Below are 20,140 nucleotides of genomic sequence, written 5' to 3' on the forward strand. Positions count from 1 at the left end.
GCGCCATCCCGCCGCGATCAGCCCGCGTGAGTCACCGTGCTCCGCACGCCGGGCGCCCTGTCTCGAGATCGAACGAGTCCCCCGAGCTCAGCACATGGAGCCGCACGTCAAAGAGGCTGAGCGCGCGGTCGCCCTGCTCTTCGCCGATGTTCGTATGGCTGAGATTCCGCCCGTCGACGATGTAGACTGCGCCTGTTCCCAGCGCGCGCAGGCGGCGTTCGGGCTCGATCACGGCGGCCGTGTCCTCGTCGATGCCGACCCCGAGCAAGCGGGGGTTGTGGGCGACCGCGCCGAGCAGGCGGCCGAGCCTGCCGCGCTGGGCGAAGTGCTGGTCGACGAGGATGTCGCGCACAAGCCCGAGGCCGGGCGCCATGCGCACGGCGCCGCGCACCTTGGCTGACTCCTCGCCCGCCCCGCCCACGAGCATCGTCTCGCTCATGACCGAGGCGCCGGCCGAGGTGCCCGCGATGGTGCCGCCGCGCCGGTACACGGCGCAGATCGCGTCGGCGAGGCGGCTGCCCCCGAGCTTGCTCGTGATCTTGAGCTGGTCGCCCCCGGTGAAGAACACGCACCCCGCGTCGTCGAGGATCTCCAGCCAGCGCGCCTCCCGGGCCTGATCGCGCTGCGCGATGTCGAGGTGCCGGACGTCGCCCGCGCCGAGCGCCCGGAAGACCGGCTCGTACTCGATCCATAGCTCGCCCGCGACCTCGCTCGCGAGCGTCGCCACGACGATCGGCCGCCCGCCGGCGCGGCGCACGACCTCGCGAAGGATCTCCCGCTCCCCCTCCTTGTCCTCGTGTCCGCCGATCAGCACCAGCGCGCCGCCCGGACGGCCGCGCGGCGCGCCCGCCGGAGGATCCCTGTCCGACCCGTCAGCTCCGCCTCTGCTTTCGACCATGCAACTCGACCTTTCGATTGCTCCGCTCCAGGAACCGCTCCGTGACGGCGAGGCGCCCCGCCTTCACCATCCGCCGCCCCCGCGCGATGACCTCGCGGATCTCCAGCGAGCCCTGCTCGAGCACGACGACATCCGCGTCGTGGCCGGCCCGCAACGCCCCCTTGCGCGGGAGCTTCAGGATCCGCGCCGGGTTCGACGTGACGAGCGGCAGCGCGCGCTCCAGCGGAAAGCCGTGCTCGCGCACCACCTCGCGGAGCTGCTCGAAGAGCGTGCGCGGGCTCGGTATCGACGCGTCCGACGAGACCGTCAGGCGTTCGAGATCGCCGCCCTCGTCGCAGAAGAAGCGCAGCCATTGGCCGAGGTCCTCCTCGACCGTATCGATATCGACCGTCACCCCCTGCCGCGTGAGCGCGACGGCCTCGCGCATCAGGCCCTCGTTGCGCTCGACGTGCGTGGGGTAGAGCCAGCCGGGCTCGACGTCGTGCTCGGCGATGAGCCGGCGCACCGGCTCGAGCCGCCGCGGCCCATCGCCCATGTGAAGGTGCGTGATCCCCGCCTTGCCGGTGAGGATGCCCCCCACGTGGGCGTCGCTCGCGAGCCGCGCGAGCTCGGCGAGCGACGGCTCGGTGCTGCGGACATCGGAGACCGCCACCTCGCCGGCCCCGATGACCTCCTCGACGAGGAGCATGTCGCGGCGCACCGTGCCCGTCAGCGTGACGGGGGGCACGTCGTAGCCGCCCGAGTAGAGGTACGCCGATATCCCCTCTTCCTTGAACGCCCTCGCCTTCGCCAGGAGGCCCGTCATCGTCTTGGTCGTCGTGTCGACGCCGAGGCACCCCACCACCGTCGTGATGCCCGCCGTCACCACCTCGCCCAGCGCGATCTCGGGCGTCTGCGACGCGAAGCCGCGCTCGCCGCTGCCGCCGAGCAGGTGCTCGTGCGGGTCGAGCAGCCCGGGGATCACCGCGCAACCGCGCGCGTCGATCACCTCGACCTCGACCCCCAGGGCGGCCAGCGCGCGGCCGTCGACCGGCCCCACCTTCGCGATCCGGTCGCCGGCGACGAGCAGCGACGCGGCGCCGAGCGGCTCCGGCGCGAAGAGCTCCCCGCCCTCGATGAGCACGAACATCAGACCGCCACGATCGAGTCCTGGCGGCGCCGCGCGCGGGCCCGGGTGCCGGACTTCAGCTCGGGCACCTCGTTGGCAGCGACAGCGCCCATCCGGGTGAGCATCTCGCCCATCAGGAGCGCCTCCTCGGTGAACAGCACGATGACCTCGCCCGGCTCCGCCGTGGCGAGCGCGTGCTCGACCGCCTCGCGCTCGTCCGGAACGACCTGGCAGAGCTGGCCGGGATTCACCTCCTTCACGACCCGCTGCACGAGGGCCGGGACCTCGCCGGGCGCGCGACCCCGCCGGTCGCCGTCGTCCTTGACGAGGATGCGGTGGAACCCGCCCGCCGCGATCTCGCAGGCGCACGCCTCGAGCAGCGCGTTCGCGCGGTCTCCGGGCAGGCTCACGATGCCCGTGATCCTCCGCCCCTCCCACTGCGCCGCGAGCGCGCACGTCGCGCGGAAGGCGCCGGGGTTGTGGCCGTAATCGACGAGCACGTAGTTGTCGTCGAGCTGATAAAGGTTCATTCGACCGCTGTTCTTCGTGCACGCGTCGAACGTCCGGAGCGAGCGCCGGATGGTCTCCACCATCACCCCCTGCGCGCGGCAGGCGGCGATGGCCGCCATGGCGTTGGCGATCTGGAAGAGCGCCGCGCCCCCGAAGGTCGCCGGGATATCGGAGGCCTGGAGGATGCGCAGCTCGACGCCGCGCTTGAGCTCCACGATGGCGCCGTCGCTCAGCGTGTAGCCCGTGCCGCCCCGGGCGACGTGGTCGCGCAGCACGGTATTCGACGGGTCGAGCGAGAAGAACACGATGTTCCGCGAGAGCTTCGTCATGCGGCGGTGCTGCGGGACGGAGACGAGCAGCGGGTCGTCCGCGTTGAGCACGAGCGTCCCGCCCTCCCGCACCCGCTCGGCGACGACCATCTTGATCCAGAGCAGATCGTCGACGCTCTCGATGCCGTCCTGGCCCAGGTGATCCGGCCCGATGTTGGTCATGATCGCGACGTCGGACCAGTCGTAGCCGAGCCCCCGCCGGACGATGCCGCCGCGCGCCGTCTCGAGCACCGCGATGTCCACCGTGGGGTCGAACAGGATGGTGCGCGCCGAGCAGGGGCCGGTCGTGTCGCCCGCCTCGATGCAGCGCCCGCCGACGTAGATCCCCTCGGTGGTCGTCATCCCGACGGTGGCGCCCGTCGCCCCGAGGATGTGCCCCACCATGCGCGTGGTGGTGGTCTTGCCGTTGGTGCCCGTGATCGAGACGATGGGGATGCGCGACGGCGTGCCCGGCGGATAGAGCATCTCGACGATGGCGCCGCCCACGTCCCGCGGCTTTCCCTCGCTCGGGTGCTCGTGCATGCGGATGCCCGGGGCGGCGTTCAGCTCGATGATGGCGCCGCGGCCGAGGGGGCGGGCGATGTCCTCGGCCACGAGGTCGATCCCGCAGATGTCGAGATCGATGGCCCGCGCCGCGCGCTCGCACAGGCGGGCCGTGTCGGGGTGGACTTCGTCGGTGACGTCGCGCGCGGTGCCGCCGGTCGAGAGGTTGACGCTCTCGCGCAGGAAGAACCGCTCTCCGGGCGCCGGCACCTCGTCGAGCGAGCGCCCTTGCTTGGCGAGGCCGGCGCGCACCACGTCGTCGACGACGATCCTCGTCAGGACGCCGTTGTGCCCGCTGGCCCGGAGCGGGTTCTGGTTCTCCAGCGCGATGAGCTCGGCCACGGTGTGCTGTCCGTCGCCGACGACGTGGGCCGGCAGCCGCTCGCTCGCGGCGACGACGCGTCCATTCACGACGATCACGCGGTAGTTGCGCCCGCTGACCATCTCCTCGACGAGGACCCGGGAGCGGACCGCGCGGGCGATGTCGAACGCCTCGCGCACCTGCGCCTCGGTCCAGAGGTTCAGCGACACCCCCTTTCCCTGGTTGCCGTCGAGGGGCTTGACCACGACGGGCGCGCGCAGCTCGCCGAGCGCCCGCGCCGCCTCGCCGGCCGTCATCACCACGACCCCGCGCGGCGTCGGCACCCCGGCCCGCTCGAGCAGCTCCTTGGTGAGCTGCTTGTTGCCGGCGATCTCGACGGCCACAAAGCTCGTGTTGCACGAGGTGGTGGCCTGGACGAACCGCCTGTGCTTTCCGTAGCCGAACACGAGGAGGCTCTCGTCGTTGAGGCGCGACCACGGGATTCCCCGCTTCTCGGCCGCCTTGACGACGGCCCGCGTGCTCGGCCCGAGCGCCGTCTCCTCGGCCACCTGCGCGGCCTCGGCGACCTTCGCCGCCACGTCATAGGGCCTGTCCTGGAGCACGGCGTCGACGAGCTCGAAGGCGGCCTCGAGCAGCAGGCGCATCGCGGCCTCGTTCTCGAACTCGACGACGACGTCGTAGAGCCCTGGCGCCCCGGCGTACACCGTCTTGCCGTACGTCACGCCGATCCCCGCCGGCTCGCTGAGCTGGAGGGCGACGTGCTCCACGATGTGGCCCCAGTAGGTGCCCTCCCGGAGCCGCTCGACGAAGCCCCCCGGCTTGCCCCGGGAGCAGTGGTGTTCGGCGAGGCCGGGCAGCAGCGCCAGCAGGCGGTCGACGAAGCCTGGCACCTCTGCGCTGCTCGTCTCGTTGAGGTCCTCGAGGTCGAGGGTCATGCGGAGGACTGGCCAGTTGGCGAACACGTTCGGCCCGTGAAGCGTGCGGAGGGTGATGATGCGCATGGTCCAGCTCGGCTGTGTGGGTGTCAGTCAGGAGCGATGATGGGTCTTCTCTCGAGCAGATCGAAGCTCCGTCCGTGAGGGAGCGAGTGCAGGGTGACCCCGCAGAGCGTGATGCAGCCTCCCGAGGGGGTGTCCACCGCGTCGTTGAACGAGGCGCCGCCGGCGTCGACGATGGTGACGGCGCCGCTCCCGATGACGGTGGCCTTGTGTCCCTCGACGACGATGGCGGTGTCCTCGTCGATGCCGACGCCGAGGTAGTGGGGGAACAGCCCGACGACGGAGAGGAGCCGTCCGATGCGGCCGCGCTGGGCGAAGTGCTGATCGATGATGACGCCGGGCAGGAGCTCCAGGCCCGGCCCCGTGCGCACCGCGCCGGCCCGCGGGGATTTCGTCTCGCCCTCGACGATCATGTTCGACGACATGACGGCCGCGCCGGCGCTCGTGCCCCCGACGACCATGCCCTCCTCGCACCGCCGGTGGAGCATCGTGTCGACCCCGGTGCCGCCGAGCCGGTTCATGATCCGGAGCTGATCGCCCCCCGTGAAGAAGGTGCCAGTCGCCCGCTCGATCTGCCGCATGGCCGCCTCGTTGCGCGCGTCGTCGCGGGCAGCGATGGTGAGGACGGCGACCTCGGACGCCCCGAGCTCGTGGAAGATCCTCTGGTAGAGCTCGCCGACCACCTCGGGCGTCTCGCTGGCCGAGGGGATGACCACGAGGCAGGCGTCCTGGCCGCCGGCGAGGCGCACGAACTCGCGCAGGATGGTGCGGTCGCCTTCTTTGTCCTCGGCACCGCCGATGGCCACCAAGCGCGGAAAGTTCGTACCGGGGACCATGTGGAGGAACTCACCCGCTGTCGCAACGCCCGGGCCAGGCAGGCGCCGCTTCGTTTCGCGCGCGTTTCGACGCGATGGTCAGACCTGCACCATGGCAAAATGCCACAGGGTGTCCGATTGCCACTCTTTCTGGCTCGGATGAGGCTGGCGCCCTGCGCCGACAGGCCGCTTTGCGGCGCCACGGTGCGAGCTGTTGAGTCTGGCTGGTCGAGCCCGGGGGGGCTGGCTCGGCCCGGCCGGTCGGGCGCGCGGCGCTCGCCCTGCGTGCCGGGTGGGAGGGAGAGAGAGAGATGAACCACAGAGGCACAGAGGGCACAGAGGAGAGAGAGAGAGAGAGAGATATGAACCACAGAGGCACAGAGGGCACAGAGGAGAGAGATGAAGATTCTCCCGCTCTCTCCCCTCTCTTTCTCTCCCCTCTGTGCCCTCTGTGCCTCTGTGGTTCAATTTCTCTTCGGTCTCGCACCGCAGCACGCTCGCGGCGCGGGGCCCCCTAGGCAGGGCAGCCTCCGGGGGATAGTCTCGCGTGCGCTGCCGTGAAGCCTCATCGACCTCGCTTCTGCATCGCGCGCGCCGCCCTCGGCGCCCTCGCCCTCGCCGCGCTGTCCGGCTGCGGTTCGTACGTGTCCGAGTACGTGCCGCCGCCGGACGGGCGGGCCCGCCCGGTGTACCGCGACGGCGCGGTCGCCATGGAGCTCTCCGGGGCGATCCCGGAGTGCCTCTCCGACGAGCCCGGGTCCGGCGAAGCGCTGCCGCCGTACCCAGCGCGGACCTCGCGCGCCCCCGTGCGCGTCAGCGGCGCCTTCTGGGTGCCTGTCTACTTCGGGCCGCCCATCGTCGTCGAGCGGCGCGGCGTGGCCCCGCCGCCGCCGCACCTCCACAGGCACGGCCCGGACGTGGTGCGGACCCCCGCGTCCCCCGCGAAGGGCGGCAAGTCCGGCGGCACGACGGCCTCCGGGAGCGGCAGCAGCAGCGGCGGCGACAACGGCGCTGGCAGCGCGGCCGCGGTCGTGCTCGCCACGCTCGCGGTCGTCGCGCTCGTCGCGCTGCCGCCGATCGCGGTGGGGCTCTCGGTCGGGAGCCCGGAGCGAGACAAGGACTCGTCCCTCGCGCTCGACCAGATCAACGCCTACAACGACCTCGCGCGCACCCCCGGCTCGCCGTGCGCGCTCCCGGCGCCGGGAGGGCAGCTGCCGTGAGGCCGGCGAAGCGTCCCCCCACCGCCCTGATCGCGTGCGTCCTCGGCTCCACGCTCCTCGGCTGCTCCAGCGGGCACACGATGTACACCCCGCGCGTCGTGGCCCGGGGCGAGCTCACGGCCAGCTACGACGACGGCTTCACGCTGTGGGCCGGCGGCCGGAAGGTGGCGGAGAGCTACGATTACGCCGGCCTGGAGCAGTTCGTGCGCTGCGTCCCCGAGGCGCGCGAGCACGCGCGCCAGGCGTCGCAGAGCGGCAGCACCGCGACGACGCTCTCCACCCTCGGGGTGGTGCTCGGCGTCGGGAGCCTCGGCGGGCTCTCGGGGCTCTACTTCCACGACGAGAACGAGGCCGCCATGGGCGCGATCCTCGGCACGGGCGTCGCCGTCGCCGTGACCGCCGTCGTGCTGGGGGCGCTCTCCAGGCGAGGCAAGGAGGACGCCCACGGGCACGCGTTCGACGCGATGAACTACTACAACGACGCGGTCGGGAGCCTCGGCGCCACGTGCGACGACCTCACCTACCCGCCGCCGGCCGGCCCCGCGCCCCCGCCGCCCGCCTCCGAGATCGCGCCGCAACCTGCCTCCGACGCCGCGGCGCAGCCGGCTCCCGCGGCGGCACCAGGGGCCGAGTCTCCCTCCTCGGTGGAGCAACCGAGCGGCACGCCCGCGCCACCGCCCCTGCCCCCGCCGCGCTAAATAGCCGATCCCGAATCGGCAACGGGCGAGCTGACCACAGGCCGCAGGCTCGCGGACGACCCCGGGTACGGGGAGAGGGCCTCCAGGCAATCATCCACCTCCTCGACGAGTTGGTCGATGCTCGCGCACCGATGGTTGCGGGTGACGTTGTCGTGGACCTGCTTCCAGACACGTTCGATGCGGTTGTACTGGGGCGCATACGGCGGCAGGAAGTGCAGCACGAGCTTGCCTCCCGCGGCCTCGACGAATGCTCGGGTCTTCTTGCTCGTGTGGATGCCGAAGTTGTCGACGATGACGTGCAGCCGCCGGTAGCGCCGGTAGCGGCGCAGCAGCGTGGCCAGCGCCGCGATGAACAAGTCGCTGCTCTTGCGAGCGCCGAACGCCCACGTCAGCTTGCCCGAGCCGATCGTCAGCGCGCCAGCGACGTAGCGCTTCTGGTTGTTGCCGGGCGTGAGCACACGCTTCTGCCGACCGCGCCGCATCCAGTCGAGCCCGAGCCGCGGGTTGAGATCGACATCCATCTCGTCGACGTAGAACGCGATCTCGTCGCGGGGCAGGCTGCAGATCAGCTTGCGGATCGCTCCGATCCTGCGGCGCTCGCGCGCCTTCGGCCACGGGCAGCGGACGACGGGACGGGGGCGCTTGCGGCGCGCCCCCATCGCTCGCAGCAGCCGACCGATGTGGCCGACGCTCAGGCGTAGCCCGGTGTCGCGTTCGAGCTGGAGCGCCAGCAGCTCGCGCGTCCACGTCGGCCGTGCCCAGCCGAAGTCCTGCGGGCTCGCGTCGAGCAATTGCTCAAGTCGCCGCCGGTGCGCTGCAGAAACCTTGCGCTGACCGTTGTGTGAGCGATGGTCGCGTAGGCATGCCAGCCCTTCGGCGAGGAAGCGCGAGCGGATCCGGCTGATCGTCGAGCGAGCGACCTGGAGCTCCTCTGCGATGCGTGCCGGCGTCGCTCCGGCGTCCAACCTCAGCAGAATCAGGCAGCGGATTCGGTAGGCCCCGTCCCGCGCTTTTCGGGCTCGCTGCTGGAGCACCCGCTTGTGCCGGGAACGAAGCCGAAGAACATTCTCCCCATCGGCCTCTCCTCCTCGTGGTGGGTTCGTTCACAGCGGCCACGAGCGCACGGAGAGGCCGACCTGCAAGCTTTCCGTTCAAGCGCTTGGAATTGCTGGCGTTCCCGAATCAGGATCGGGAATTTAGAGTCCATCGCTCCGCCCGATCGGCGGTGCCGCGGGCGCGCCCCACCTCCCCCTCGTCCAGAGACGACTTCCTCGCGCCGAGGCTCGTCGTCGCGCGGGGCTGGGTCGACGCCTACGAGCAGCTCTACCGGGGCACGCGAAGACGGGCCGGGAGCTCGTGCGGCTGAGCCGCGCGGGGGGCCGGGACGCGGCCACGGTGAAGCTCGCCGGGCGCACGGTGGAGGTCGCGGCGGGGACCTGCACGACGACCGTGCCGCTCGACGTGCCCGCCGCCGGCGCGGGGAGGCCGGCGGAGCCGAGATGAGGGTGGACGCGCTCCGCGTCGACCACGGCTTCAGCGCGTGACGCGCCTCAATCGGCTCCGGCGAGCAGCCGCTCGATCTCGTGCATCGTCTCGACGTCATCGCCGACCATCGCCTTCATCGACTGGATCCTGCGGCACACGATCGCGGCGATCTTCTCTTCGACGGTACCGTCGGCATAGGCCCAGTAGACCTGCGCAAACCGTCCATCGCGGTGACAGCGGCCCTCGATCTGCGCCATCTGGATCGCCGACCACCGCAGATCGTGGATCACCTCCGAGCGCGGAACCTCGTTGTGCTCGCCCTGGTGGAGCGAGATCCCTTCCTCCACGGTGAAGAGCACGACGCGCGGCTCGCCGCGCTGGAAGCGGAGGCGCTCGGCCTCCTTCTCGCCGGCCGGCATCGCGCCGTGGATCAGCGCGCACGGGACGCGCTCGCGGGCCAGCGCGGCCTGCACGGCCTCGAGCGTCTCCAGGAAGGCGACGGAGACCGCGACCTGATGCCCGTTGTCGAGCAGCTCATTCACGAGCTCCACGGTGCCCGCCACGCGGATGAGCGAGCTCTTCTGCCGCAGGCGCAGCGTCGCGGCGAGCGCCGACCTCGGGTTCGCGCCCTTCGGCACGAGCTCCATCTCCCGGCGGAACGCGGTCCACGCCTGCGCGTAGAGCTCGCGCGCGGAGGCGTCGAGCTCGATGGGGGTGAGGATGCGGTTGATCTCGGGCCAGCCGGCCACGTCCTCCGGGCGACGCCGCATCCCCACCGCGGGACGGCCGTCGAACAGGAGCGCACGCACCTTCTCGCAGTCCGCCGGATCGCCGCGCCAGTCCCACCTGCCGAACGCGCCGCGCGTGACCCCGAGCCCCTGGCCTTCGCACCACTGCTCGAAGTCCTTGAGATCCGCGGAGCGGCTCCCGGTCGCGCTCGCCAGGAGCGGCGCGAGATACGATAGCTCCAGCGGGTTCTGCCCCGCGGTGGCCGAGAGCCACAGCACGAACCCTGCGCGTGCGTTGAGCTTCACCGCGAGCTTGGAGCGCGCCGCCGCCGGATTCTTGCAGCGGTGGCTCTCGTCCCAGATCACCACGTCGAACTCCGCGGCGCTGCCGGCGCGCGCGAGGCCCTTCTTCGATCGGATCCTCCGCCGCGCCTCCGGGGTCACCTCGAAGAGCTTGCCGAGCCGATCATAATTGATGATCACGATCTCTTTGCCTGCGTCGCCCATCGCCTGGACCGTGCGGCGCCAGTGCGCGACGACGGCGAGCGGGCAAACGATCAGCACCGTCGCGACGTCCGGCATCCCGAGGACCGCGGCCCAGGCGGTGATCGTCTTGCCGAGGCCGACGTCGTCGGCGAGGAGGAACCCGGCGCGCCTTCCGGCCTTCGCGGCGGCGATGGCCCGCACGCCGTCGAGCTGGTGCGGGCGGAGGACGATCGCCCCCGCGGGGGCGGCGGGCGCGGGCGCCGGGTCGTCGTTGAGCTCGCGCTCGATGCGTCGCTCCCACGAGTAGGGCGCGGCGCGGAACGGCGCGAGGGCCGGCGGGAGCGCCTCTGCGCGAGCGACGAACACGCCGTGCTCCGCGTCCCAGCGCGCGCCGCTCGCGGACGCGACGGCGCGCATCGCGAACGGGACGTCGAGCACATGGGCTCGCTCCGGCGCCGCACGCGGAGCGGCGACCGCTGGAGCGGCCGCGCTGGGGGGTCTACGAGGGGCCGAGACCGTTCGCTTGGCGCGCATCGTCGTCATGACGGCCCTGATACCAGCGCGGCCGCGCGGTTGCGCAGGAATCGGCCTTCATGGCGAGGGATTTCTGGCGAGGATTACCTCTTGCGAGCTCGCCCAGCGAACCGCGTCGGTGGAAGCCGGCGCGTCCACAGGCCCGCGTGCAGCGGCGGCCATGAGGGTGATCTGCTGTGGGCGCCCGCCGAAGCGAGGAAGGGCGCACGTCAGCAGCATTGGCCTGTCATACCAAGAGCCGTCAGATCAACGGTTCGGTTCGGGCTGCCGAACGCGAATCTTGGTGTCCGTTGCAACCACGAAGCACCCGGCCCAGCGCTCGACGTCCTCTGTCTGGAAGAGACACTCGATGTAGGCCTTGAGTACCCGCCGGCCTGGATCAGCGAGGCGGACGAGCAGGAGCCCGTGGTGTGTTCCAGGGGCGAACTGCCGCAGATCCGAGAAGTCGAGATCCTGCGTGATCAGAAAACGCTTGTCCGCCTGAGCCGCCGCCCACACGCCGGCGTCTGGCGATCCCTGAAGCCCCTCTTGCTGCACCGAGTCCGCGTCGTGGCCGAGCTGCACGAGCGCCTCGACCAGGGAAGTCGGCAGATTCTCGTCCAGTTTGATGCGCATCAGAACCCGACGACCTTGGGCGCCGGTAGATCTTCCCGGACGGAATCCGCGGCGAACGCGATCACTGCGCGAACGTCGTCCGCGGTCAGGGTCGGGTAGTCGCTGAGGATGTCCTCGATCGAGTCGCCGTCCGACAGGCTGGCGAGCAGCGTGCGGAGCGTGACCCGCGTCCCCTTGATGACCGGCTCGCCCCCGCAGACGAGAGGATCTCGCACGATGCGATCGCGGTAGTTCATGACGTGAACTCTACCACAATTTCGGCTCGGCTTCAGCAGCCTCTGCTGCCGATCCGCAACGGAGTCTGGCCGCTACGTCGTTGCTGGCGTGAGACCCGTGCGGCGTGGCTCGCTGCGACCGGCCAGGCCATCCCTTGCGTCTCCCTGCGCGTCGTCCCATGCCGCGACCCGCACGCCGTCTGGAGGCTCGATGGGTCTGATGACGATCGCGCTCCCTGCTGTCGTGGCGCTGAACGCGGCGGTGTCGCTGGCGCTGCTGGCCATCGCCGTCCGCGAACAGCGCCTCGACGGCCGGCGCGCACACCGTCAACGACCTCGGCACGCAACGACTCGCGGCCGCCGCCCGCGCCGCGAGCGTGAAGCGCTTCGTCTTCACCAGCACCGGGTTGGTCTACGGACCGAGCGGCGGCCGCCTCGCGGCTGGCCGCCGTCGCAGCGCATGGCCGTGATTCATCACGCCGACGTCGCGCAGGCTGTCGCGCGCGTGCTCGACACCGCATCGCCTTCGCACCGCATCTACAACGTGGTCGACGACGAAGCCCCCGACATCGCCACCCTCTTCGCGTCCGTCGGCGCCGCACCGCCCGACGGCTCGGCCGGCGAGGCGGCCCGAGCCTTCGAGGTACTCCTGGACGGCCGCCGCATCCGCGAAGATCTCGGCTTCAAGCCCGAGTTCCCGCGCCTCCAGGATGCGGTCAGTTGATGTCGAAGAACTCCTGGCAACAGCCCTGCGTGAGGTGACACACCTCCCTGGGCGCGCCCTCGCACGTCCCGACCTCGACTCCCTCGACGAGACACGAGCACATCGTCGTGCCGTCCTCGGACGGCCCGCACTTGACCTCGTGCTTCTTGCTGAGGCACGTGGACGAACACGCGCACTCGTTGCCCTCCAGGCCGTGCGGGTAGTCGCACGCCAGGTCACGGCAACCGTGAGCGTCGACGCACGCGGAGTACGCGTCCTTCTCGTCCTGGCAGTGGGCGGGCAACCCCTCCTTACAGGTGGAGGCTTCGGGCAGCCAGCACGAATAGTACGCGAAGAGCTCGTCCTCGCACGCGGGGCGGGACAGCGGGATGACCACCAAGCCACAGCTCTGGGCGCAGTCCAGATCCGGCGGATCGCAGCCGTACAGCTTGTGCGACTCACAGATAGCCAAGCACGCCTGCATAGCGTTCGGGTCTCCCGCTTCGCTGCCGCCGCTGCCGCCGCTGCCGCCACCGTTGCTGATCGGCCCGCCGCCGCTGTCACTGCACGCCACCACCAGCGTGGACAGGGCCATCATCGACACGAGCCAACCGGTGCGAACGTCACGTTTCATTGCAATCTCCTTGGCTTGTCATTCAGTGAGCGAGGCACACGATCCAGGCGTGCTCAGGAGCTGCCCTCGTCGGGGCCGCGCTGGGCACTGGCTGACGCCGTCACGTTGGGTCCTTCGGATATCCGTCCGGAGGCTCGGAACGCTGCGACGGAGCACGGTGCTCTTCCAGTACGGCGGCCGCCGCGTCGGCGCTGGTGGGCGAGCTGGAACGTCGGTCCGCTCGCCGAGCGCGGTGAGGAAGCGGGCGATGCTGCTCGGCTCGGTGATCATGGCGACGAGCTTCATCCTGCCTGATCGAGGTCGCGCTGCTGCAATCGTTGTCATCGGTGCATTCGCCGCCATCGGCCATCTTGCCCACGAAGACCGTGGAGCACGCGGGGTGCGAGTCGAACAGAGGGTCGATATCGAGGAAGTCCGCACAAGTGTTCTTCAGTACGGCAATGCAGCGCGCGGCTTTCTCGTACTCCTGGACGGAGGGTGCCGAGTGGCCGGGCAGCTTTCCCGGTCCCATGGCGCGTGCCGCCACCCGCCGCCTGCGACGCAGTTCCGGCGACGCTTGCGCGACGCGGAGCAGGTCGGATGTGGATGCGAGGCGAGCGGCCGATCCGTGATGGGAGCGGCGCCCTCACCTCGCTCGGCGTACACCCATCGACATCGCGACATCGCGACATCGCAATATCGCAACGAGCGTGCCACGGAGATCTGGCCTGTGACGCTCCGGCGCGACGAGGGGGCGCCCGTCCCGGCGGAGCGCGGGAGCGGTCGCCTCGTCGCGTCCGGGGCGCGGGCATCGGCGCGTGATGGCAGTCCTTGCCGCTTTTGCCTCCCGGGGGGCTGGCAAGCCTTGCCATGAAGGCAACGCTTGCCATGCGCACGCCGGTCCAGGGCGAGTCCCACGGCGCGCTGGATCCCGGGCGGCCGCGTCGGCCGTCCTGCGCAGCGCCGGCGCCCTCCTGTGCCGCCTGGCGCCCTCCTGCGCGGCCCCGACTCCCTCCTGCGCGGCCCGGGCGCCCTCCTGCGCACCGGCGGCAAAGAAACGAGGGCTGTCATGAGCATCCGTGCACAGGTGCTGTTTCAGGTGGGCGCGTGGGCGTGGGTCGTCACCGGGATCGGGCACCTCGCGATCACCGCGCTGCTGCTCGGTCGCCGCGCGACGCCCGCCGCGGAGACCGCGGTCCTCGGCGCGATGCGGGCGCACCGGATGACCCTGATGGGGCTGTCGCGCGACCTGCTCGGCCTGCACCTGGGGTTCAGCGTGGCCATGGGCCTGGTGCTCGCGCTGCACGGCGCCGTCTGCGTGCTCGCCGCGCCCGCCCTCGCCGCGCTCCCTGCTGTCGTGGCGCTGAACGCGGCGGTGTCGCTGGCGCTGCTGGCCATCGCCGTCCGCGCGTTTCCGCCGCCGCCGATCGTGACCCTGCTGGTCGCGACGGCGTGCTTCGGCGCGGCGCTCGTGGTGCGCTGAGCGTGCGGGCCGTATCTACGGCCCGCGAGGCACCGTGGGCGCCGCCGGCCAGGGCATCGGGCGCATCAGCGAGGCCGGCTGGGAAGCGGACTGAGCCGGCGGCGGCGGCCGGGGCACGCCGTGCCAGGGCGGCGGAGGCGGCGGCGGCCGCAGGTGCGAGCTCGGCGTGTGCGGCGCGGCGTTCAAGGGGGCGCCGGACAACATCCGAAGAGACGTGATGAAAGAGCAGAAAAAGGTGCGCGTTCAGGATCGCATGACCCCCGAGCAGACCGACGCCGAGGTGAACCGGCGCATCAAGAAGAAGTTCCAGGGCGAAGGCCTCTCGATCGAGACGTACGACAGCGCGAAGATGCGGAAGCGGGTCGACCCGTGCGAGAAATGCGGAGCGATGTTCGGGAGGCTCGGCATTCAGGAGCACGTCATCGGGGCGAAGGGCAAGAAGGGCGAATACGGCGTTTACAGGGCCTAGAACGGCGGAGGCGAACGCCCCACGCCGAGGTGCGCATGCGTCAAAAGGAAAAGGAAAGAGCTCCCGCGCCCATCTCGTGGACCGAGGGGGAAGAGCGCGCCCGTGAAGCGCTCGAGCGATGGCGCGCTGCTCCGGGCCCCGCGTGCGTGCTGCACGGCCCTCCGGGAGCCGGCAAGACGGCGCTGTGTACCCGGCTCGTTGACGAGGCGGTCGAGCGCACGCGGGGTTGTGTCGCCGCGGTGCAGGTAGGACGGGCGAGCGCCCTCGTCTTCGAGCAGGAGATCCTCGCGTCGCTCCTGGAGCAGCTCGGCGAGGACGTGCTGCACCCTCCGCGGGACGTCCTGAAGCTGCGCTCCGAGCTCCGGAACAGGCTGGCCAATGGCCAGGACGAGGACGAGCCCGAGGTGCTCCTCGTGCTCGATGGTCTCGACGAGTGCGTCGACTGGCCTCGCGACGCTCGGGGCTCGACGCTCCGGGAGCTAGGACAGCGCGTCCGATGTCTGGTCTCCATCTCGGGCGGAGAGGGCGAAGCGCACGCCTGGAGGGAGCGCCTCGGATGGGAGGACGCGGATGCGCTCCTCGTCGAGGTTGCACCACCTTCCCCCGCGGCGGCGGAGAGCCGAGGCATTCCGAGCTGGGCGGCGGCAGGGGGAGACGGCGGACCGGAGGCGCTCGCCGCGGAGGTCGAGCGAGAGCTCCGGCGCCTCGACGGAGGAGAGGTCGCGCTCGAGGTGCTCTCCCTGCTGGCGCGCGCGCTCTCGCCGCTCGATGCAGAGGATGTCGCGGAGCTCCTGGAGATCGACGACTTTACCGCGCGCGGTCTCCTGCACGTGGTCCTACCGTCCCTCGATCGGATCCTGCGCTGGGATGGGCCGGCGCGCGCGCTGAGGTTCCAGCATGAGGCGCTACGGGTCGCGTGGGCGCAGCGGAGCGCCGGTCGCGACGAGGCGATCGAGGCGCGTTACCGGGGCGCGATCGCGCGATGTACCGCGGAGACCTCCCGCCGCCGGCCGGCCTACTTCCGCCGTCATGCGAGCGCGCACCTCGCGCTCGGCGGCGCTCCCGTCGCCTCGATGCTCGCCTGTGCCGAGCCGGGCTGGGTAGCGGCTGCCTCTGCCGAGGCGCTCGCCGATGCCCTCCTCGATCTCCGCCGCCTGCGCGATCGTATCGGAGAGGAGGTGGAGCGCTGCGGCTCCATGCCTCCCTCCCTCGCCGCAGCGCTCGTCCGCTGTGCGGCGGCGCAGGGCGCGGCGGCGACGCTGGGAGACGCGGAGCCATGGGCGACCCCGGACGCAGACCTCGTGACTCCATGGCTTGAGGCGGACGCGGCGCGCGCGCTGTCCTTGCTCGCCCTCTCTGCGGAGGTCTCGCGGTCCGCCCGAGCCGGGGTCCTCGAGCGAGCGTTCGAGATCGCCGAGAACACGGGCGCGGGGTGGTCAAGCCCCTCGGCGCTGGTCGCCGTGGCGGAGGCGGCGGAGGGCGAGAGGCGCATCCGGGTTGCGCGCTTCGCGCTGGCAGCGGCGCGCCGGTCGGAGGAGGGGGATGCGGTCTGGGGGCTCGTCGCGGCGGCGGGCCTGCTCCCCGAAGAGGAAGCCCAGGAGGTCGCGGCAGAGGCCATCGCGCGCGCGGGAGGGGCGCCGCCCGCGCTCGTGCCTGGGCCGAGGGTGAGCGAAGCTTCCGCCGTCGCGCTGGAGCGGGCTTCGCGTTCCCTGCCTGCGCCCCAGCGGATCCGCGTCCTCGCCCGGTTGCTCTCCGCGCTGCCGGCAGAGGCGAGAGCTCGTGCTGTCCAGGAGATCGAACGACGCTGGGCGCCCTGGTGCTTCGAGACCAGGGAGGAAGCCGAGGCCGTGACGCCTACCCTGTCCGAGCCTCTCCTGGAGAGGGCGCTCGAGGAGGTCCCGGTCTGGCCGGTGCATGCTCTCGGTGCACGCCTGGTCTCGGTCGGGCGAGAGGACGAGGCGCGCGCGCTCGTGCTGCGGTGGGCGGGGAGCAGCGCAGGCTACCGGGCGGACGCGTTGCTTCGCCTTGGTGAGGCGCTCCCTCCGGGCCGGCGGCCGGTGGAGGAGGTGCGGGCACTCTTCGAGGAGCTCGCCCCGGAGGAGCGGTGCCATCGGGTCAAGGAGCACCCTTCCGCTTCGGTCGCGCTCCTGGGGGACGAAGCGGCTTTACGCATCGCGGAGGGCTGCGTCGAGCCCTCCGGGAGCTATGCGCGGACTGGCGCGCTGGCGCGGCTTGCAGGGGCGCTCCCTGAATCGATGCGCGCCGAGGCGGCACGGCGTGCGGTGCTTGCCTTCGAGGCAGGAGGCCACGACGCCGACGCGCTCGGCGATCTCTGCGGGGCCGCCCCCTGGATAAGCCCCGCCGATGCGGCGCGGCTGCTTTCGGCGAGCCTGCTGGACGCCTCGGGGACTCCGTCGCTGGCCGGTGTCTTCCAGGGATGGGCGAGCGTGGCGCAGCTCGCCGGCCTCTTCCGTCGAGCCGGAGGGGAGCAGACCGTGCTTGCGGCCGCAGAGGAGGTGGCGCTCGCCGGAAGGTGGTTGCGCCGCGTGGGGTGACCGCGTGCGCACACGTGTCGATGCCCCTGGCTTGGCGCACCGTGTACGCCGTCGAGCGGGACGCGGGAGCACGAGCATCGCCGCATGCTGCGGGATGACGTCGCCCGCGCGCAGGGGCGCGAGCACCGAGGTGAGCCCGTGGAGCGCCGACCTGGGCGGCGGTGCATCAGCTCGCGCGATCGATCAATCGCGTCCCGCCTCGCCTCAACTCGTCCGGCTCGCGCGGTGTGAGCTGATGCCAGACGACGCCCGCGGAAGATTCGGCTGAGCTGTCGGTCACGGCGACCATCGCACCGGAGACCATCCGGTGGCGTATTGAAATCTTCAGGGCCGTGCTCCAGGTCCACACGGCAGCATGTGGAGCGCACCCGCCAGGGACCGGCAGGCAAAGAAACGAGGGCTGTCATGAGGTGCCGTGCACAGGTGCTGTTTCAGGTGGGCGCGTGGGCGTGGGTCGTCACCGGGCTCGGGCACCTCGCGATCACCGCGCTGCTGCTCGGTCGCACCGCGACGCCCGCCGCGGAGACCGCGGTCCTCGGCGCGATGCGGGCGCACCGTGGGCGCTCGGCGGCGTCGTCGGGTTCGCGGACCGCTTCGGGAAGCGCGTGCTGACGGTGGTGCGCACCGTCGTGATCGACCGCTACCTGCAGGAGGCGATCGCGCGCGGGGTGGACACCGTCGTGAACCTCGGCGCGGGCCTCGACACGCGCCCGTACCGGATGACGCTGCCGGCGTCGCTCTCGTGGGTCGAGGTCGACATGCCGAAGATCGTCGCGCTGAAGGAGGACCGCCTCGCGGGCGAGACGCCGCGCTGCCGCCTCGCGCGCATCGCCGCCGACCTGTCCGTCGACGACGCGCGGCGCGCGGCGCTCGCGGAGTGCGTCGCCCGGGCGCGGCGCGCGATCGTCCTCACCGAGGGCGTGTTGACGTACCTGCCGCTCGAGGACGTCGCGAAGCTCGCCGACGACGTCCACGCGCAGGCCGCGATCGGGTCGTGGATCGTCGACTTCAGCGCGCCGTTCCTGAACCGCGCCGTGCGCGCGCGCGGCGTGAAGTTCAAGAACGCGCCGATCCGCGACGGCGCGCGGGACCCCGCCGCGTTCTACGCGGCCCACGGCTGGCGCTGGACCGAGCCCCGCCACCTCGTCGTCGAGGGCGAGAAGATCGGGCGCCCGGTCCCGTGGCCGATCTGGTTCCGCCCGATCCAGGCGCTGCTGCCGCGCCGCGCGCAAGAGGCCTTGCGCACGATGCTCGGCTACGCGCTGCTCGTGCGCGCCTGAAACCTCAGCGCTTGCACACGTTCATCGTCGTCGCGCCGAACGTCTGCGGGAGGCAGTGCGGCGCCGCCGCCGTGCAGTCGCCGTCGTTCCGGCACAGCCCGCCGCATTCAAAGGACGATGTCAGCCGCCCACGCGGCGCACGCAGTCCTGGTCTGGGCCGCGCAAACGTATGAGCTCGCAAGGAGATCTGGTGCAAAAAGCTAATTGCACCGAATGCTTCGGCCCCGCGCTCGGCGCAGCCCCCGTTTGATCCCTGTCCAGGACATGAGCACGAAGAAAAGGCCGCGCGTCTGGGCCCAACCGGAGGCATCGATCTCGAAGGGCATATCGTGGGCGGCGCGTGAACGTGATAGCGTCCGCGCCCGATGAGCACCAACCAGAAAACGCTTGGAAACAAGGTGGCAATCGTCACCGGAGGCGCCTCCGGCATCGGCCGCGCGCTCGGCGAAGAGCTCGCCCATCGAGGGTGCGAGGTCGTGCTGGCGGATCGCCAGCACAGCGTCGCCGCGGAGGTCGCCAAAGGCATCACCGACCGCGGAGGTCGCGCGACCGCCGCCGAGCTCGATGTGCGCAGCCTGCCGGCCTTCAAGGCCATCGCAAAAGACACGCTGCAGCGCTCAGGCCGCATCGACTACCTGTTCAACAACGCCGGCATCGTCGTCGGGGGCGAGATGGCCAGTCACGTGCAAGAGGACTGGGACGACGTCATCGACGTCAACCTGCGCGGCGTCGTTTACGGCATCCAGGCAGTCTACCCGATCATGGTGAAGCAGGGTTCAGGACACATTGTGAATACAGCCTCCGTCGCAGGCCTCGTCGCGGGCTTCAACGAGGGCGCCTACACCGCCACCAAGCACGCCGTCGTCGCCGTCACCAAGGCCCTCCGCGTGGAGGCAGAGCGCTACGGCGTCCGCGCCTCCGTCCTGTGCCCCGGCACCATCCGCACACCCATCCTCACCGGCGGTGTGTACGGCCGTATCAACGTGGAGAACGTCTCCAAAGAGGCCATCATGCGCATGTCGGAGCGCCTGCGCCCAATGTCCCCCGAAGAGCTCGCGCGCCGCACGATCGACGCCGTCGCCCGCAACGAGGCGATCATCGTCCTGCCCAAATGGTGGAAGGCATTCTGGTACCTCGATCGCCTGTCTCCGGCGCTCAGCCTCAAGCTAGCCAGCTACAGGCACAAGCGCATGCGCGAGGAGATGCTGGCCGCCGGCGCCAAGCCCAAGAGCACTGACGCCGACGCGTGAGCGGGATCCGTGAGCACATTGAATAGAGCAGCGGGTGTTTGATGCGCGATAGACGGCTCGCCCGGCGCCGTTCCCGCGGGGCCTGCCATGGGCGAGAACTCCAGGGTTTCCTATCCGCCCGGGGCGGCCGCGTCGGCCGTCCTGCGCAGCGCCGTCGGCCGTCCTGCGCAAGCCCCGGCATCCTCCTGGGCGGCCCCGACGCCCTCCTGTGCAGGCCCGGCGCCCTCCTGTGCGGCCCCCGGCGCCCTCCTGCGCGGCTTCGACGGCCTCCTGTGCCGCCCGG

General features: G+C 71.3%; 20 protein-coding genes. 10 read left to right on the top strand and 10 right to left on the bottom strand.

Annotated features, from left to right (window positions below; all coding sequences use genetic code 11):
- Positions 1–31 precede the first annotated feature (31 nt).
- Genes WMF24_RS36520 through WMF24_RS36535 form a run of 4 tightly spaced genes read right to left on the bottom strand, consistent with a single transcriptional unit; the run spans position 32 to position 5,514 of the window.
- Positions 32–898 (bottom strand): cyanophycinase, encoded by an 867-nt coding sequence (locus WMF24_RS36520; protein ID WP_437732078.1) that lies wholly within the window; start codon positions 896–898, stop codon positions 32–34.
- Complete coding sequence (iadA, locus tag WMF24_RS36525; RefSeq protein ID WP_437732079.1) at positions 873–2,027, bottom strand: beta-aspartyl-peptidase; 1,155 nt, start codon at positions 2,025–2,027, stop codon at positions 873–875. The genes WMF24_RS36520 and iadA overlap by 26 nt, the downstream gene beginning before the upstream one ends.
- Positions 2,027–4,711 carry a cyanophycin synthetase gene (gene cphA, locus WMF24_RS36530; RefSeq protein ID WP_437732080.1) on the bottom strand — a complete coding sequence of 895 codons (2,685 nt, stop codon included), beginning with the start codon at positions 4,709–4,711 and terminating at the stop codon, positions 2,027–2,029. The genes iadA and cphA overlap by 1 nt, the downstream gene beginning before the upstream one ends.
- Positions 4,712–4,734: 23 nt before the next feature.
- Complete coding sequence (locus WMF24_RS36535) at positions 4,735–5,514, bottom strand: cyanophycinase (protein ID WP_437732081.1); 780 nt, start codon at positions 5,512–5,514, stop codon at positions 4,735–4,737.
- A 566-nt stretch (positions 5,515–6,080) separates the two neighbouring features.
- On the opposite strand from WMF24_RS36535, the gene WMF24_RS36540 reads away from it, so the two are divergent.
- Entirely contained in the window at positions 6,081–6,743 is a 663-nt protein-coding gene (locus WMF24_RS36540; RefSeq protein ID WP_437732082.1) for a hypothetical protein, read from the top strand.
- A complete protein-coding gene (locus tag WMF24_RS36545) occupies positions 6,740–7,441 on the top strand; it encodes a hypothetical protein (protein ID WP_437732083.1) in 702 nt (233 codons plus the stop codon). The genes WMF24_RS36540 and WMF24_RS36545 overlap by 4 nt, the downstream gene beginning before the upstream one ends.
- On the opposite strand, the gene WMF24_RS36550 is transcribed toward WMF24_RS36545, so the two are convergent.
- Positions 7,438–8,475, bottom strand: coding sequence for an IS630 family transposase (locus WMF24_RS36550; protein WP_437732084.1), 1,038 nt, complete (start codon positions 8,473–8,475; stop codon positions 7,438–7,440). The genes WMF24_RS36545 and WMF24_RS36550 overlap by 4 nt on opposite strands.
- A gap of 322 nt (positions 8,476–8,797) precedes the next feature.
- On the opposite strand from WMF24_RS36550, the gene WMF24_RS36555 reads away from it, so the two are divergent.
- Positions 8,798–8,944, top strand: a complete 147-nt coding sequence (locus WMF24_RS36555) for a hypothetical protein (RefSeq protein ID WP_437732085.1) — start codon at positions 8,798–8,800, stop codon at positions 8,942–8,944.
- Positions 8,945–8,991: 47 nt separating this feature from the next.
- Here WMF24_RS36555 and WMF24_RS36560 read toward each other — a convergent pair whose 3' ends face one another.
- The 3 genes from WMF24_RS36560 to WMF24_RS36570 form a co-directional block, all read right to left on the bottom strand.
- Positions 8,992–10,578 (bottom strand): SNF2-related protein, encoded by a 1,587-nt coding sequence (locus WMF24_RS36560; protein WP_437732086.1) that lies wholly within the window; start codon positions 10,576–10,578, stop codon positions 8,992–8,994.
- Positions 10,579–10,920: 342 nt separating this feature from the next.
- Positions 10,921–11,289: a DUF5615 family PIN-like protein gene (locus WMF24_RS36565; protein ID WP_437732087.1), complete on the bottom strand. Its 369-nt coding sequence runs from the start codon at positions 11,287–11,289 to the stop codon at positions 10,921–10,923.
- Entirely contained in the window at positions 11,289–11,525 is a 237-nt protein-coding gene (locus WMF24_RS36570) for a DUF433 domain-containing protein (protein ID WP_437732088.1), read from the bottom strand. The genes WMF24_RS36565 and WMF24_RS36570 overlap by 1 nt, the downstream gene beginning before the upstream one ends.
- 199 nt (positions 11,526–11,724) lie before the next feature.
- Here WMF24_RS36570 and WMF24_RS36575 point away from each other — a divergent pair, with 199 nt between their 5' ends.
- Positions 11,725–12,228 (top strand): hypothetical protein, encoded by a 504-nt coding sequence (locus WMF24_RS36575; protein WP_437732089.1) that lies wholly within the window; start codon positions 11,725–11,727, stop codon positions 12,226–12,228.
- Here the strand turns inward: WMF24_RS36575 and WMF24_RS36580 are convergent.
- On the bottom strand, positions 12,221–12,841 hold the full coding sequence (locus WMF24_RS36580) for a hypothetical protein (protein WP_437732090.1): 621 nt from the start codon (positions 12,839–12,841) through the stop codon (positions 12,221–12,223). The genes WMF24_RS36575 and WMF24_RS36580 overlap by 8 nt on opposite strands.
- A gap of 100 nt (positions 12,842–12,941) precedes the next feature.
- Positions 12,942–13,352, bottom strand: a complete 411-nt coding sequence (locus WMF24_RS36585) for a hypothetical protein (RefSeq protein WP_437732091.1) — start codon at positions 13,350–13,352, stop codon at positions 12,942–12,944.
- A 537-nt stretch (positions 13,353–13,889) separates the two neighbouring features.
- Between WMF24_RS36585 and WMF24_RS36590 the strand changes: the two genes are divergently transcribed.
- From WMF24_RS36590 to WMF24_RS36615, 6 genes are all read left to right on the top strand, one after another.
- Positions 13,890–14,303, top strand: a complete 414-nt coding sequence (locus WMF24_RS36590) for an LIC_13387 family protein (protein ID WP_437732092.1) — start codon at positions 13,890–13,892, stop codon at positions 14,301–14,303.
- Between the two features lie 217 nt (positions 14,304–14,520).
- Entirely contained in the window at positions 14,521–14,772 is a 252-nt protein-coding gene (locus WMF24_RS36595; RefSeq protein ID WP_437732093.1) for a hypothetical protein, read from the top strand.
- Between the two features lie 35 nt (positions 14,773–14,807).
- The gene (locus tag WMF24_RS36600; RefSeq protein ID WP_437732094.1) at positions 14,808–17,327 is read left to right on the top strand and encodes an ATP-binding protein; all 2,520 of its coding nucleotides are present in this window, start codon (positions 14,808–14,810) and stop codon (positions 17,325–17,327) included.
- 405 nt (positions 17,328–17,732) lie between these two features.
- The gene (locus tag WMF24_RS36605; protein ID WP_437732095.1) at positions 17,733–17,939 is read left to right on the top strand and encodes a hypothetical protein; all 207 of its coding nucleotides are present in this window, start codon (positions 17,733–17,735) and stop codon (positions 17,937–17,939) included.
- Positions 17,940–17,941: 2 nt separating this feature from the next.
- Positions 17,942–18,607 carry a class I SAM-dependent methyltransferase gene (locus tag WMF24_RS36610; RefSeq protein WP_437732096.1) on the top strand — a complete coding sequence of 222 codons (666 nt, stop codon included), beginning with the start codon at positions 17,942–17,944 and terminating at the stop codon, positions 18,605–18,607.
- A gap of 365 nt (positions 18,608–18,972) precedes the next feature.
- Positions 18,973–19,857 carry an SDR family NAD(P)-dependent oxidoreductase gene (locus WMF24_RS36615; RefSeq protein WP_437732097.1) on the top strand — a complete coding sequence of 295 codons (885 nt, stop codon included), beginning with the start codon at positions 18,973–18,975 and terminating at the stop codon, positions 19,855–19,857.
- Positions 19,858–20,140: the final 283 nt, after the last annotated feature.

Origin of the sequence: Sorangium sp. So ce1335 (assembly GCF_051521615.1) — a bacterium.
GTDB lineage: Bacteria > Myxococcota_A > Polyangia > Polyangiales > Polyangiaceae > Sorangium.

Excerpts from the sequence above, each read along its gene's own strand:
- WMF24_RS36605 (WP_437732095.1), top strand. The coding sequence starts at position 17,733 with ATGAGGTGCCGTGCACAGGTGCTGTTTCAGGTGGGCGCGTGGGCGTGG.
- WMF24_RS36520 (WP_437732078.1), bottom strand. The coding sequence starts at position 898 with ATGGTCGAAAGCAGAGGCGGAGCTGACGGGTCGGACAGGGATCCTCCG.
- cphA (WP_437732080.1), bottom strand. The coding sequence starts at position 4,711 with ATGCGCATCATCACCCTCCGCACGCTTCACGGGCCGAACGTGTTCGCC.
- WMF24_RS36580 (WP_437732090.1), bottom strand. The coding sequence starts at position 12,841 with ATGAAACGTGACGTTCGCACCGGTTGGCTCGTGTCGATGATGGCCCTG.
- WMF24_RS36595 (WP_437732093.1), top strand. The coding sequence starts at position 14,521 with ATGAAAGAGCAGAAAAAGGTGCGCGTTCAGGATCGCATGACCCCCGAG.
- WMF24_RS36570 (WP_437732088.1), bottom strand. The coding sequence starts at position 11,525 with ATGAACTACCGCGATCGCATCGTGCGAGATCCTCTCGTCTGCGGGGGC.
- WMF24_RS36575 (WP_437732089.1), top strand. The coding sequence starts at position 11,725 with ATGACGATCGCGCTCCCTGCTGTCGTGGCGCTGAACGCGGCGGTGTCG.
- WMF24_RS36600 (WP_437732094.1), top strand. The coding sequence starts at position 14,808 with ATGCGTCAAAAGGAAAAGGAAAGAGCTCCCGCGCCCATCTCGTGGACC.
- WMF24_RS36590 (WP_437732092.1), top strand. The coding sequence starts at position 13,890 with ATGAGCATCCGTGCACAGGTGCTGTTTCAGGTGGGCGCGTGGGCGTGG.
- WMF24_RS36615 (WP_437732097.1), top strand. The coding sequence starts at position 18,973 with ATGAGCACCAACCAGAAAACGCTTGGAAACAAGGTGGCAATCGTCACC.
- iadA (WP_437732079.1), bottom strand. The coding sequence starts at position 2,027 with ATGTTCGTGCTCATCGAGGGCGGGGAGCTCTTCGCGCCGGAGCCGCTC.
- WMF24_RS36585 (WP_437732091.1), bottom strand. The coding sequence starts at position 13,352 with ATGGGACCGGGAAAGCTGCCCGGCCACTCGGCACCCTCCGTCCAGGAG.
- WMF24_RS36565 (WP_437732087.1), bottom strand. The coding sequence starts at position 11,289 with ATGCGCATCAAACTGGACGAGAATCTGCCGACTTCCCTGGTCGAGGCG.